The organism is Streptomyces sp. NPDC005494 (genome assembly GCF_042872025.1).
Lineage (GTDB): Bacteria > Actinomycetota > Actinomycetes > Streptomycetales > Streptomycetaceae > Streptomyces.
On record NZ_JBIAJR010000007.1, the window covers coordinates 161,089 to 173,778 of the forward strand.

14 protein-coding genes and 3 pseudogenes are annotated in these 12,690 nt (G+C 70.1%); 9 read left to right on the forward strand and 8 right to left on the reverse strand.

Features of this window, described 5'->3' with window-relative positions; all coding sequences use genetic code 11:
- Positions 1–211: 211 nt before the first annotated feature.
- Positions 212–1,294 carry an NAD(P)-binding domain-containing protein gene (locus tag ACFYQ6_RS21370; protein WP_388764302.1) on the reverse strand — a complete coding sequence of 361 codons (1,083 nt, stop codon included), beginning with the start codon at positions 1,292–1,294 and terminating at the stop codon, positions 212–214.
- A gap of 109 nt (positions 1,295–1,403) precedes the next feature.
- Between ACFYQ6_RS21370 and ACFYQ6_RS21375 the strand changes: the two genes are divergently transcribed.
- Complete coding sequence (locus ACFYQ6_RS21375) at positions 1,404–1,826, forward strand: secondary thiamine-phosphate synthase enzyme YjbQ (protein WP_361580649.1); 423 nt, start codon at positions 1,404–1,406, stop codon at positions 1,824–1,826.
- Between the two features lie 206 nt (positions 1,827–2,032).
- On the opposite strand, the pseudogene ACFYQ6_RS21380 reads toward ACFYQ6_RS21375, so the two are convergent.
- Positions 2,033–2,119 (reverse strand): annotated as a pseudogene (locus ACFYQ6_RS21380) (2-phosphosulfolactate phosphatase); the annotation flags it as partial.
- A 578-nt stretch (positions 2,120–2,697) separates the two neighbouring features.
- On the opposite strand from ACFYQ6_RS21380, the gene ACFYQ6_RS21385 reads away from it, so the two are divergent.
- Entirely contained in the window at positions 2,698–3,924 is a 1,227-nt protein-coding gene (locus ACFYQ6_RS21385; RefSeq protein WP_361580631.1) for an MFS transporter, read from the forward strand.
- On the opposite strand, the gene ACFYQ6_RS21390 is transcribed toward ACFYQ6_RS21385, so the two are convergent.
- Positions 3,912–4,070: a hypothetical protein gene (locus ACFYQ6_RS21390; protein ID WP_388764305.1), complete on the reverse strand. Its 159-nt coding sequence runs from the start codon at positions 4,068–4,070 to the stop codon at positions 3,912–3,914. The two genes, ACFYQ6_RS21385 and ACFYQ6_RS21390, sit on opposite strands and share 13 nt — an antisense overlap.
- Here ACFYQ6_RS21390 and ACFYQ6_RS21395 point away from each other — a divergent pair.
- Positions 4,020–4,256: pseudogene (locus ACFYQ6_RS21395) on the forward strand (asparagine synthase-related protein); the annotation flags it as partial. The gene ACFYQ6_RS21390 and the pseudogene ACFYQ6_RS21395 overlap by 51 nt on opposite strands.
- Positions 4,257–4,489: 233 nt before the next feature.
- Here ACFYQ6_RS21395 and ACFYQ6_RS21400 read toward each other — a convergent pair.
- Together ACFYQ6_RS21400 and ACFYQ6_RS21405 are read right to left on the reverse strand one after the other, a co-directional pair.
- Positions 4,490–5,143, reverse strand: coding sequence for a hypothetical protein (locus ACFYQ6_RS21400; RefSeq protein ID WP_388764307.1), 654 nt, complete (start codon positions 5,141–5,143; stop codon positions 4,490–4,492).
- Positions 5,144–5,513: 370 nt separating this feature from the next.
- Positions 5,514–5,954: a hypothetical protein gene (locus ACFYQ6_RS21405; RefSeq protein WP_388764309.1), complete on the reverse strand. Its 441-nt coding sequence runs from the start codon at positions 5,952–5,954 to the stop codon at positions 5,514–5,516.
- A 348-nt stretch (positions 5,955–6,302) separates the two neighbouring features.
- Here ACFYQ6_RS21405 and ACFYQ6_RS21410 point away from each other — a divergent pair, with 348 nt between their 5' ends.
- Complete coding sequence (locus ACFYQ6_RS21410; RefSeq protein WP_388764311.1) at positions 6,303–6,743, forward strand: ATP-binding protein; 441 nt, start codon at positions 6,303–6,305, stop codon at positions 6,741–6,743.
- Between the two features lie 423 nt (positions 6,744–7,166).
- Here the strand turns inward: ACFYQ6_RS21410 and ACFYQ6_RS21415 are convergent.
- From ACFYQ6_RS21415 to ACFYQ6_RS21425, 3 genes and pseudogenes are all read right to left on the reverse strand, one after another.
- Positions 7,167–7,289, reverse strand: a pseudogene (locus ACFYQ6_RS21415) (DUF475 domain-containing protein); the annotation flags it as partial.
- 110 nt (positions 7,290–7,399) lie between these two features.
- Entirely contained in the window at positions 7,400–8,338 is a 939-nt protein-coding gene (locus tag ACFYQ6_RS21420) for a MerR family transcriptional regulator (protein WP_388764313.1), read from the reverse strand.
- A 660-nt stretch (positions 8,339–8,998) separates the two neighbouring features.
- On the reverse strand, positions 8,999–9,418 hold the full coding sequence (locus ACFYQ6_RS21425) for an FKBP-type peptidyl-prolyl cis-trans isomerase (protein ID WP_361580601.1): 420 nt from the start codon (positions 9,416–9,418) through the stop codon (positions 8,999–9,001).
- Between the two features lie 204 nt (positions 9,419–9,622).
- Here ACFYQ6_RS21425 and ACFYQ6_RS21430 point away from each other — a divergent pair, with 204 nt between their 5' ends.
- Genes ACFYQ6_RS21430 through ACFYQ6_RS21450 form a run of 5 tightly spaced genes read left to right on the forward strand, consistent with a single transcriptional unit; the run spans position 9,623 to position 12,618 of the window.
- Positions 9,623–10,324 carry a hypothetical protein gene (locus ACFYQ6_RS21430; protein ID WP_388764316.1) on the forward strand — a complete coding sequence of 234 codons (702 nt, stop codon included), beginning with the start codon at positions 9,623–9,625 and terminating at the stop codon, positions 10,322–10,324.
- A gap of 7 nt (positions 10,325–10,331) precedes the next feature.
- A complete protein-coding gene (locus ACFYQ6_RS21435) occupies positions 10,332–10,967 on the forward strand; it encodes a MauE/DoxX family redox-associated membrane protein (protein WP_388764318.1) in 636 nt (211 codons plus the stop codon).
- The gene (locus ACFYQ6_RS21440; RefSeq protein ID WP_388764319.1) at positions 10,943–11,515 is read left to right on the forward strand and encodes a hypothetical protein; all 573 of its coding nucleotides are present in this window, start codon (positions 10,943–10,945) and stop codon (positions 11,513–11,515) included. Before ACFYQ6_RS21435 ends, ACFYQ6_RS21440 begins: the two co-directional genes overlap by 25 nt.
- On the forward strand, positions 11,512–12,429 hold the full coding sequence (locus tag ACFYQ6_RS21445; RefSeq protein ID WP_361580591.1) for a peptidoglycan-binding protein: 918 nt from the start codon (positions 11,512–11,514) through the stop codon (positions 12,427–12,429). Before ACFYQ6_RS21440 ends, ACFYQ6_RS21445 begins: the two co-directional genes overlap by 4 nt.
- Positions 12,430–12,618, forward strand: coding sequence for a hypothetical protein (locus ACFYQ6_RS21450; RefSeq protein ID WP_361580589.1), 189 nt, complete (start codon positions 12,430–12,432; stop codon positions 12,616–12,618).
- Positions 12,619–12,690: the final 72 nt, after the last annotated feature.

The window sequence follows — 12,690 nt, forward strand, 5'->3', positions numbered from 1 at the left end:
TGCAGCCCGCCGTGTGCGCTCAGTAAGCATCAGCTGCCGAAGGGGTGACGGGCAACCAAAACCGGAACGACCACGCGTTCGAGCGAACACCCGATCCCGTGTTCGTGTGTTCTGGTGATGCGGTGGTTCCTGCGTACGGCCCGGTCGGCCGGGCGGCGGAGCGCGTGGGCCGCCCCGCTCTGATGCCCGGGCCGCTGGACCCGGCCGCCGGTCAGGCCGGCACGCCGTCCAGGTCCAGCAGCCGGCTCACCGAACGCGCGGCCGCCCGGCCGGCACGGTTGGCTCCGATGGTGCTGGCGGACGGTCCGTAGCCGACGAGGTGCACACGCCCGTCGCGTACGGCCCTCGTGTCCTCGATGCGGATGCCCCCTCCGGGCTCGCGGAGTCGCAGCGGCGCCAGGTGGTCGACGGCAGCGCGGAAGCCCGTGGCCCACAGGATCACGTCGGCCTCCACCGACCGGCCGTCGGCCCAGGCCACCCCGTCCGGGGTGAGCCGTTCGAACATCGGGAGCCGGTCGAGGACCCCCTGCTCGCGGGCGCGCCGGACAGCGTCGTTGAGCGGCAGTCCGGTCACACTCACCACGCTCTGCGGCGGGAGTCCACGGCGTACCCGCTCCTCCACCATGGCCACGGCGGCGCGTCCCTGCTCCTCGCCGAACGGTCCCTCGCGGAACACGGGAGGACGCCGTGTCACCCAGTACGTCTCCGCCGCGACCTCGGCGATCTCCATCAAGTGCTGAGTGCCCGAGGCGCCCCCGCCGACCACCACCACCCTCAGGCCGGCGAACTCCCCGGGCCCCGGGTAGTTCGCGGTGTGCAACTGCCTCCCTCTGAAGGTCTCCTGGCCCGGATAGCGCGGCCAGAACGGCCGGTCCCAGGTGCCGGTGGCGCTGATCAGCGCGCGCGAGGAGTAGGTGCCCTCGGAGGTCTCGACGAGCAGCCGGCCCTCCTGGCCCTCGCGCACGGCGCTCACCTCGACGGGACGGTGCACCTGGAGGCCGAAGCGGCGCTCGTACGCCTCGAAGTACGCGCCGATCACCTCGGAGGAGGGGCGGTCGTCGTCGGCGTCCGTCAGCTCCATTCCGGGCAGGGAGTGCATGCCGTGCACCTTGCCGTACGTGAGCGAGGGCCACCGGAACTGCCAGGCTCCGCCCGGCCGGGGTGCGTGGTCCAGGACGACGAAGTTCTCGCCGGGCAGGAGCCCGATGCGCCGCAGATGGTAGGCGGCGGACAGCCCCGCCTGCCCGGCACCGATGACCACCACGTCGAGCTCGCGCGTCCCGAAATCGTTCACGGTTCTACCAACCCGTGAGAAGCTCCGGATCTTCCCGGGCGATCCACCGGGCCGACTGCACAGGCCGATCCGCCGGGCCGACTGCACAGGCCGACGACACAATGGGGTCATGCCCGACACCTTCACCACGCACGTACTGAACGTCACCACGGGACGGACCGAGACGGTCCTGGACCTGACCGACGACTGCACGCAGTTCCTCGCCCGCGCCTCCCACGGCAGGGACGGCCTGCTCAACATCTTCGTGCCCCACGCGACGGCCGGGATCGCCATCCTGGAGACCGGCGCCGGCAGCGACGACGACCTCCTCACCGCCCTGCAGACCCTGCTCCCCGCCGACGACCGCTGGCGCCACCGCCACGGCACCCCGGGCCACGGGCGCGACCACGTCCTGCCCGCGCTGGTACCGCCGCATGCGACGTTGCCGGTGATCGGGGGGCGGCTGGAGCTGGGGACGTGGCAGTCGGTCTGTCTCGTGGACACCAACGTCGACAACAGGGACCGGCAGGTGCGGCTGAGCTTCCTGAGTTAGTGAGTCGCTTCGAAGGAACTGTGGAGGAGAAGTCCGGCCGCGCCAACTGAGTGGTGGGCGCGGCTGCCCGCCGGTCCCCGGGTCGCCGAGTGTGGTTCCACCTCTGGTGGGCGCCCTCCCGGACCGACCCTCTGTTCCGGACGACGCACGTTGTGGAACGCGCGGCGATCGTGCATCGGAGGCCGAGGCCTCGTGACACCTCAACCCCCGCGTGTCCGCAGGAGCCGGGTCGTTGCCTCCGCCACGACGAAGCTGGCGCACAGCACCAGTCGCGCCTCCTTGACCGCCAGCGCCCTTGAGCGCCAGGGCTTCGTCCAGCGACGTGGCGAGGACGATCTTTTCCGCCCCCTACTGAGAGGTCGTCGCCCCATATGGCACCTCCGCGCACTCCTTCGTCCCGGGCTCTCGTCGCCGACGGGTCCCAGCGTGCCGGCGACGAGAGCCGATCGCGTTGTGCGCCCGAGCACTACGGCGAACCCGCAGCGCTGATCTCCGGACCGGGCAGCAGTCCGAGTTGACCGCTTCCTTTCTGGTTCATGCATTTCTGTTGGAGGAAAGTGAAAATTTGAACGCGCCGATCCCGTGCCCTCTCTTCGCTCGGGAGTTCGCCTTCTCTGCGCTCGCCGACTTGACGAAGTAGCGTGCACTTGCCGCCGAATGAGGGGCGTCCCGTCACCGGCCTCCCAGCCCACCCGGAACCGCCTGAACAGCCGCAACGCCGGGCTCTCCGGCCCTGACGCAATTCGGCCGACGGGTCGGCGGGGTGCCCGGGCGCTCTTGTTGACGTCGGAAAACTGCCAGAAGGCGTCTCCTGTCCCTGCTGCAATAGTGCTCACAACCATGTGTGTGGCCCCATAACAGGACGGGATTCGTGTCCACAGCAACGACTACTTCCATCGACCCCGCTGAACTGCCGGCACGGTCGCCACTTGTCTCGTGGCTGGCTGTGATCTCGGTGATGCTGGGAATTTTCTCGATCGTCACCACCGAGATCCTGCCGATCGGATTGCTTACCTCCATCGGGTCGAGTTTCACCATCTCCGATGGAATGGCCGGCCTGATGATGACCATGCCGGGCTTCCTGGCGGCCATCTCGGCACCTCTGGTCACCGTGGCAACGGGGCGCCTCGACCGGCGTCTCATGCTGGGGGCGTTCATCCTCCTGCTGGCGCTGGCGAACTTCCTGGCGGCCGCCGCGTCCAGCTACTGGCTGGTCCTGGTCTCCCGGGTAATGGTGGGCATCACCATCGGAGGGTTCTGGTCGATCGGGGCGGGACTGGCCGGCCGGCTGGTGCCTCCGGAGTCGGTCGGCCGCGCCACCGCCGTGATCTTTTCCGCGGTACCGCTCGGATCTGTGCTCGGCGTACCGATGGGCACGTTCATCGGGGACGTCGCGGGGTGGCGTACAGCCTTCCTGGTGATGGGAGTGCTGACTCTCGCCGTGTTCGTCCTGCTGATCCTGGTGGTCCCGTCCCTGCCCGCGGAGGAGCCCACACGTCTGCGCGTGCTCACCGGCATGCTGAAAAGCGTCAACACCAGGTTCGCGCTGGTGATCACCTTCCTGGTCGTGCTCGCCCACTTCGGGGCCTACACCTACGTCACCGCGTTCCTGGAACAGGTGACGCAGGTGGGCGCCGGGCTCATCACCGTGTTTCTCCTCATCTACGGGGCAGCCGGCATCGCCGGGAACTTCCTGGGCGGATCACTCGTGGGGCGATACCCGAGGGCCACCTTCGCGGCAGCCGCCGCGATGATCGGCGGGGCGACCCTGCTGCTCCCGGTGCTCGGCGGCAGCCGGCTCGGGGCGGTGAGTTTGCTGATCCTGTGGGGTGTCGCGTACGGGGCCGTTCCGGTCTGCTCCCAGACCTGGTTCGCCAAGGCATGTCCCGATTCCGCCGAGGCCTCATCGGTGCTCTTCACGGCGTCGTTCCAGGCCACCATCTCGATGGGCGCCCTGGCCGGAGGCGTGGTGGTCGACCGGTCCTCCCCGTCCATGGTCATGGCACTCGCCGGCACGGCCGCGGTCTTCACCGTGGTGGCCACCGGCGTTCACCACGCCCGAAAGGTCACCTGGCCCGAGCCGGCTCACCAGCCGTAGGGCCACGGCTCCTCACCCAGGGCTCCTGTCCGGCGTTCGGTCCGCCGCAGCCACGCCGCTGCGAAGGGCCGGTACGGGAACGCTCCACGGTCGCACTGTCCGGCGAATCCGCCGACGAACTCTTCGGCAGCTACAGCTGGTTCCACGACCCCGAGGTCCTCACCGCCGAAACTTTCCCCTGGCTGACCACGACTCCGGGACCGTTCCACGACGGCACACCGCTGGTCGACGGCGGCTTGCTGGGAACCCTCGACATTCCCGCATACCGGCGCTCCAGCTGCGGCGACGCCATTGCCGAAGTCCCGGTCCTGGCAGGTGAGACCGGCCTGGAGAAGTTCATGAGCACGCCGACCGTCGGGATGAGGTCGAGCGCCGGGCACCGTTCCGGACGCCCGCCGCAAGCAGTGAGCTCGGCCAGGGCGGCGAGCGTGACCCCGGCGCAGCGCAATGCACGGGTCACCACTTCTTCACCGGCTGGGATGGCGCTGGATGCGGACGGCGTGCTGTTCCCGCCGGTGCGGGTACTGTGCCGGACGTGGTCGCGGTGGGTATCGGGGGACGCAGTTCATGACCACCGTTCAAATTCGACGTCGAGGCGCGTGTCGGTGCGCACTCGGACCTCGCCGTCTGCGGCCTCGGCCGGGGCGTCGACTCGTTCGAGACCGAGGAATTCGATCAGCCTGAGCAGTTCAGCTCGTTCGGCTAGGTCATCGTCGGCACCATGCGAGTCGAAGAAGACGTAGTACTGGTCGCTCGGGTCCACGATCCCCGAATTCGCCCAGATCCGAGCGACTTCTTCGATTGCCGCGGCTTCGGTCGTGATCGTGGCGGCGCGGGCAGCACCGCGAGCCTCCGGTGACGCGTCGAGATCGGCAAGGTCCGAGAACCACTGGCCGAAGTGGTCGAGGCCTGCATATCCGTTCTCGAAGAACAGCATCGCGCTCGGCATGTAGCGATTGGCCATGTCGACCTTGAGGTATTCGGACCGGAGCTGGTCCGCCATTTCGATCCGGGCGATCACGCCTTGACCGGGCATGAGCACCAATTTCTGGCTCGCCGGTACATCTTCGATGGTGTAGGTGTCGGAATCTCGCCCCCGGAAGAACGCGGAGAATGCTACGTACGCTTCCTGAGGGTCACCCACGGAGATTTGCTGGTCGTTGCCGTCACCGACAGCGAAGACGAACTGCTTCGGTCCGGGGTTGTAAGGGCGAGCCATATGCGTCCTTCGTTCACGTTTGACAGCGCCCGAAGCGTAGTCGCATCGGAGCAGACGGACCTGCCGTTCATCGCTGCCGCCAGAAGCGCCGACGGCACCGGAGCCTCAGCCCGGCGCGCGGGTAGCCAGGTCCGCAGGCTACCGCCCCGCTTCCGGTACCTCCCGGGCACGGCGGCGAAGCCGCCGACGTTCCCGTTCTCCCTCCAGCTCTCGTGCACTACAGGCAGACTGGCCGGTAGGCGGCGGGCGACGCTCGCCGGCGGGGCGGTGCCCCGTGAAGGCCGCCGGGCCCGAACCGGCAGTGACGCTGAAGTCCCGGAATCAGTGTGGGAAGACGATTCAGCTCGACGTGAGGGTGCGCCGGTGATGGTCAGCGGCGGCCGGCCGCCAGGACGACGAGGTACTGGCCGCCGCCCGGTTCGACGGCGGCGGTCACCGGCAGCCCCGGTACCAGTCGGGAGAACCGGTCCACCAGCCAGTCCGCCGCCTCTTGGGCGTCCCGCTCGGTCGGACAGCGGCCCACCATCTCGCGGCCCCCCTTGCGCTCCAGCCTCCCGGCAACGGTGATCAGCGGCGCGGGGTCGACCACGTAGAGACTGTCCGGCCAGGGGATGACCACCTTGACGGCGCCCTTGCGGGTGTTGCATCCGCGGTGTGCGAGTCGCTCGGCGACCTTCGCCTTCCGGTCGGCGGTCCGGCTGTCGACGCTGGGCCCTCGCGGGTCGTTCACCGACTCGTCGGGGTCGACTGCTTCGTCACACACCCAGCATCGCCAGCCGTCGCGCTCGGCCACGTCATCAAGGAGACTCATCCGAGCAAAACTAGCCTGCCTGTCCTCCGTCTCCCGCACCAGGGCCCTGGCGGGACCCCCATGCTCACTGCTCGAGCCCGTCCCCACAGAGCACCGGCAGGTGGTGGATCTCGATGCAAGTCAGGGGATCGGACAGACCGGAGCATGTCCTCAGTGCGTGGGCCGTGTCGGCCGCAGGACGAATGCTGTTGCCGGGCAGGTGGCGGAGATCGAGCATGGAGTGCCGCCTCAGAGGGCGAGGTGTGCTGACACCTGCAGAAAGACTTCGATCCGGAAGCGGCTCGGGGCCGGGGGTGTTCATCGAAGACGGGGGTACAGGGATGACAAGTGCCGAGCGAGGGAGGGACGATGACGAAGGACACATCGCTGCGCGCGGTGGGATGGGCTCAGTCGTTTCCGGTCTCGCAAGGTGTGCGGGCCGGCCGCCGTTGGACGCGTGAGCACCTTGCCTCCCTGGAGTGGACAAGGGACGCCCCCGAAACGGTTGACGCGATACTGCTCATTGTTTCCGAGCTGGTCACCAACGCGCACGTGCACGCGCACAGTGACGCCCAGCTGGTTCTGACCTGGGACAGCCACTGCCTGCATGTGAGTGTCCACGACTCCGACCCCTTGCCCCCCGCCAAGAAGCCCGAGGACCTCACGACGACCGGCGGGCGCGGAATGGCCATCGTCGACGCGCTCTCCGACGGCTGGGCCACGCATCCGCAGGCGTCGGGCAAGACCGTCACCGCGTGCTTCGTACCGCCCGGTGCTCCGAAGCCCGGTCATGACGGGGACATCAGCTGAGTTCCGGGCGGAAGCGAACCTCGACTGGAGTACGAGTGACCCGTCCCCATGCGTCGCGCGCCTTGCGCCGGTGTCCGCCTGCCCGGAACGTTCGGAGGCTGACTTGACGGTCGCCCGGGCTGACGTCGGTGGACACCAGTGTTCACCCTGACAACCGTCAGATCGTCTGTGCTTCCAGGGCTGCCAAGGATCGCTCCAAGGGGTCCTGCCGCCACCCCGTCGACATCGCCGAGGAGCCGCTGCGCGCCGAACTGACGAAGGCGACTTCGAGCTGGCCGGCCCGAAGGCATGAGCACCGAGCCGAGGAGGCCGGCCGGTGGCGCCACGTCAGGCCGGGGAATGCACTTCTTCCACCTCGTGGGCGACATCTGCCCCTCCGGCTGTGGCGAGGGTTCTGTCGCGGCGCACGGAGGACCAGAACGATCAGCCGATCAGGGGCACGCCGACGAGGCCGGTGATCAACGCGTTGATCTCGTACCTGATGGTGATCAGGAGGATGACCGACAGGGCGCCGATCGCGTAGGGGGCGCCGTGCCCCAGGTAGAGGACGCCGCGGCCGCCTGAGCACGACCGGGGCACTCGTCAACCCAGCCTCTGGGGCCGCGTTTTCACCCGACGACGGCCGCGTCCGCCCCATGTCGCCACGCGACCACCCGTCATTGCCGCGTCCGGACGCTCAGAGCCTCGATGGACCAGTCGAACACCGGCCCCAGACTTTCCGGGGCCGACCAGCCGTTGACCACTGCGAGCAGCTGGAGGTACCGCTCCCTTCGGGGGTCGCGCACGCTCTCCAGCCAAGTCGCGAGTCGGCGGCGAAGCTCACCGTCGTTGCTGCGGCCGAGGAGGCGCGCGCAGTGCGCCGTGAACGCCGCGACGATCGGAACGGCCTGGGGCGAGGCCGGGTCGATGCCGGCGGTCAGGGCTGGGCCGGCCTGGTCGAGGACGACTGCGGCAATGTCGCGGCGCGGGCCCTTCACGCCGCTTCGGGCGTGCTCGGCTGCCTGGTCCTCGGCCATCCGCCGCATCAGGGCGCGGAAATCCGGGTCCAGGGACAATTCGGCCAACTCCACCCACGCCTGGACCTGCTCCGCCTCCGGGTTGTCGGGTAGCTCAGGGGTCATCGAGCGCATGACCCCCGTGAATGCCGGGACTGCGTCAAGACGGCCGAAGACGGCGTCGAGGAAATCACCGATCAGACGTCGGCGTTCGGCTTCGGACAGCTGGGCCAGCTGGTGCATGAGTTTCGTCTCCTCAGGTGTGGACCCGCGCTCGGCCACCGCCCTCAGCACCGCGCGCCGTAGGCGCAGGGCGCGGATCTGCACTGCCAGTGCTTCGGCGTGCGTCGCGGCGACCCCGGGAAGCGAGAGTTCGCGGTCGACGACCTTGCGGATCGTGGGAAGGTCCAGTCCCAGTTCGCGCAGGGTCCGCACGAGGTCCAGGCGTGCTACGGCGTCGATGTTGTAGAGGCGGTAGCCGGCCGGGCTGCGGTCTGCCGGCGCCACGACTCCGCGATCGGAGTAGAACCGAATGGTCTTGACCGTCAGACCGGTCCGCCGAGCGAGCTCACCGATCGAGTAAAGCGTGTCGCCGTCCATGCCCCCACCTTTGCGTCTCCCCTTACGGGAGACTCAAGTTCTTTCGCCTGCAGGCGGCCGACCATTCCTCATCCACACGTATCGACAATTTCTCCGGACCAAGCTCACGACGTCCCTCACCTCTTGAGATGACCTTGGTGCAGCCCCGTACGCGATCTGTTCGTCGACTGCTCATGCGCCGTTCCCGCTCTCTCCGAACCGGCCCTGCCCCGGCAGCACCTTGCCTGCACCATCCTGCGGGCAGCCCTGCAGCCTCGTGCCAGCCGACGGCCTTCCCCCGGGGCCGGTGGCCCCGCCATCGTTGACGGCACAGACGGAACGCCGCCCGGCCGGGCCCATCGGGGTCCGGGGGGCCCGCGCTGCCGTACGGACCTGTGGCGGGAGCCTCCGGGTGCCGTCCAGGCTGACAAGAGGAGGGAACATGCAGCAGGCCAGAACACCGGGCTGGGCCGCGGTCGGTCCGCTCGACGAGAGAACCGAGGGGCAGGCCTGGCCGCACGGCAACGTCTGGCGGCGGACTGACGACGACTCCGGGACTGTCACCGCTGGGCAGATGCCGAGGCAGCCGAGCAGTGGTCCGCGGCCGGGCAGCGGAAGGACGGCGACCGCAGACCCTGACGTTGCGCGCACGTTCCCGGCCACCAGGGGAGCGCGCCGGGTTCAGGCCCGCCCGCTCGGGCCCGGCCCCGTGCCGGCGGGCCCGCCCACCACCGTGAGCAGGTCCACGACGAAGATCAGCGTCGAGCCCGGCGGGATCAGCGACGAGGGTGACTGTTTGCCGTAACCGAGGCGCGGGGGCACGATGATCTCGCGCCGGCCGCCGGCCTTCATCCCCCTCACCCCCCGGTCCCAGCCCTTGATGACCTTGCCGCCGCCCACGGCGAACTTGTACGGCCGGTCCCGCTCCCAGGAGGAGTCGAACTCCCGCCCGGACGCGAACGTGACCCCCACGTAGTGGACCTGGACGACCCTGCCCGGCTGCGCCTCGGGCCCGTCCCCGACCACGAGGTCCCGGATCGTCAGCTCGGTGGGCGCGTCCCCCTCCGGAACCTCGATTGCGGGCTTCGTCGGTTCGTTCATCACGGTCCCCTCGTTCGCCACCGGAATCCCGCACAGGCAGGCCGGACACATGGACATTCCATGAGGCAGTCGATCACGCTACCCGCAATGCCCCTGCGCCGATCCGGCTGCGGACGACTCGCGTTATTGACAGGGGCATGGCTTTTGCCTAGTTTCCTCAGCGGCTGCGGTGTCGCACCGGACCCCCGCCCCGGGAGGATGCACATGGCCGCATCGTTCGTCACCCATCGCGCGCTCGACGGAGGGACGTACCACCTGGAGGGCGGCATCGACCTCCAGGCCCCGTGCACGTCGGCCGTCGAGGTGGTGGCCGGTGGCAGGCTGGTCGAATTCACCGCCGGGCCGGCCTCTCTGGGGGACGACGTCGCCGCCTCCCTGGGTGTCGGGTCACCCGAATCCGAGCTCACCTTCCAGAAGGGCACCCTGCGCGTCTTCCGGTCGGTCGAACGCGAGCCGCGGTCCGGGCTCGTGGAGCGGCCGTCGCTCGTCGTGTGGCGCGGCGAGCGCCACTCGCTCGTGACCCGGCTGTACGGCCTGGACGTGGCCGCGGTGCTCGGGCTGCTCCGGTCGGTCCGTGTCGCGGAGAGCGAGCACGGGCTCACCCTGCGGCCGGATCCCTCGGCCGGAAGTGCCTTCGCGCGGCCGGCGACGGTGATCAAGGAGGTGCCCGGCCTCGGGCTGCTGGAACTGTCCCGGCGCACGAAGGAACACACCGCCCAGCTCCCGCCCTGGAAGGGAGTGGCGGTCGCGTCCGGCGAGCTGTTCCGCGACACGCTCTCCGACGGCAGCCCGTTCTTCGTGCTCTCCTCCACCGAGGTCTGGGCCACGCTGGTGCCACTCGCGTCGACTCCTGTCGAGCGGGTGCCCGAACTCGTGGGGCGGCTCACCCTGCGGTGCGCCGGGTGAGCCGCCGGTGACCGGCTTCTACGGGGGGCTGACAGCCTCCGTCGTCATCCTGACCCTGCTCCTCGGCGCGGGCTCCCATGCCGCCAGTCCGGCTGCGCTGGGCGATGCGCTGTGGGCGCACGGCGTACTGGGCCCCCGCCTCCGCCGGCCGGCCGCCGTCGTGGTGCCGGTCGCCGAGGGTGCCCTGGGGGTGATCGGCGCGGCGGCGCTCCTGACGGGCCACCAGAGGGCGCTTCAGGCCGTACTGGCCGCCGGGGCCGCGCTCTTCGGGCTCTTCGCCGGCTACACGCGGCACGTTCTCGCCCTCGGCCACGGGGGACCGTGCGGCTGTTCCGGCCGCGATCTGCCCCTGAGCCGTTGGGTCACCCGGCGGGCGGTGGCCCTCGCGGTGCTGGCGACGGCGGGCGCCGTCGTCGCCGGGGCCGGACCCGTACGGCTCTCCACGGTGGAGCTGGTCACGCTGCTGCTCGCCGCTTCCGCCTGCACGGCGCTGCTGTGGTCCCTGCCCGCCGCCATGCACGAGCCGGCCCCAGCCCCCGCCGCCCGCCTGCCGGTCAGGGCGCCTGCCCACGACCGAGCCGAGACCGTCCACCGGACTGCCGAAGGAGTGCCGACGCGATGGACTTCACCACCAGCGCCCTGATCGCCTCGTGGGCCGCGATCGCGCTCCTCGCGCTGGTCGTCTCAGGACTGATCAGGCAGGTGCACCAGTTGTCCCGGACACAGCCGCACCGCCCCGGGCGAGTGGGCCTCACCCCTGGCGCGCGGGCTCCCGGCCTCGACGCGTCCCGGCACGATCCGCCAGGACTCGACGACCTCCTGACACCGGGCCGCGCCGCGCTGCTGCTCTTCCTCGACGCGGACTGCCGGACCTGCGGCCAGGTGCTCGCCGAGGCCGGCGCCTGGACGACCCGCCAGGGCGACGCGGCCACCCCGCAGGTGCTCGGGCTCTACGCGGACGCAGGGCCGAGGGCCGACGCGGACGCCGGGCCGAGTGCGGACGAGGGTGCCGTCCCGGTCAGGGACCACCGTCCGGAGCTGTTCGCGGCCTACGACATCCCCGCCACCCCCTACGCGGTGGTCATCGATCCGGAACGCCGGATCGTGCGTTCCGAGCCGCTCGGTTCCCCCACCGCCCTGCTGCGGCTGCTCGACGACATCGCACCCGCAACGCCGAGGAGCCGTCCATGATCTCGCTCGACGACGTTCCCACGCTGCGCCGCTCCGGTACCGGTGGCCGCCGATCCGGGGCCGGGCGCGGGGCGCTCTCCTCCTTCGCGCCGTCCAGGCGCACCGTGCTGCAGTCGGCGACCGCCTTGGGCTTCGCCGCGCTGGGGGTCTTCTCCGCCGCCAGGGAGGCGTACGCCGACGGATACGACATCTGGACCGGCGCGTGCCCGAGTTACGCCGAGGACCACAACTGCTCCCCGGGCTGCGGGCCCAGCACCGTCTACGCCGACGCGTGCGTGACATCGGGGACGAACACCGGCTTCCACCGGACGGACGGAGTCACCTGGACCCTGCGTCCCAACCAGTGCTACGCCGGTACCTACGACGGCTGGCTGTGGCGTTACAGCGCGGCCTGCGGCAGCTGCGGCTGCGGAATCGAGCGGCGCTGCCACGACGGCTACCGCAACACGGGTTCGGGCTGGGTGAAGTCGATCTGCCGGTGGACCACCGACTGCGACTGCCCTGGTTCCGTCAGCTGGCCGACCGTCACGAACGGCGCCACGGGACCCGATGTCCACACGATCCAGCATCTGCTCACCCACCACGGTCATCCCACGGACGCCGACGGCATCTTCGGGCCTGACACCGAGGCTCAGGTCGAGGCTTTCCAGTCGGCGAACGGACTCGGCACCACGGGCAGCGTCAGCGCGGCCACCTGGCCCGTCCTGGTCGTCACCGTGCGCCAAGGAGGCGTGAACGACGCCGTGCGGGGCGCGCAGCGGCAGCTGAACAAGCACGGCTACGCGCTGACCGTCGACGGCAACTTCGGTTCGCTCACGCGGCAGGCCGTCATCGCGTTCCAGTCCCTGCACGGCCTGACCGCCGACGGAGTGGTCGGCCCGAACACCTGGCTGACACTGACCGGGACGGTCTAGGTGGGCGAGCCCGTCCGTCCCGCGGACCGGCCGAGCGGCGCCCGTGCCGTGCGGGCGCTGCTCACCGATCCCGTTCTGCCCGTGGCGGCCCTGGGGGCCGCGGTGATCGCGGCCGTCCTCCACGCGCCGGTGCTGACGTGGGCGATCACCGGCGGTCTGGCCGGTTACTCGCTCTCCGGATCCGTTTGAACGCGTAACAGCGCATTCGCGCTGGCCTCGCCAGGTTGGCGGGCAACGTACAGACAGGCGCTGGTCCTCGGC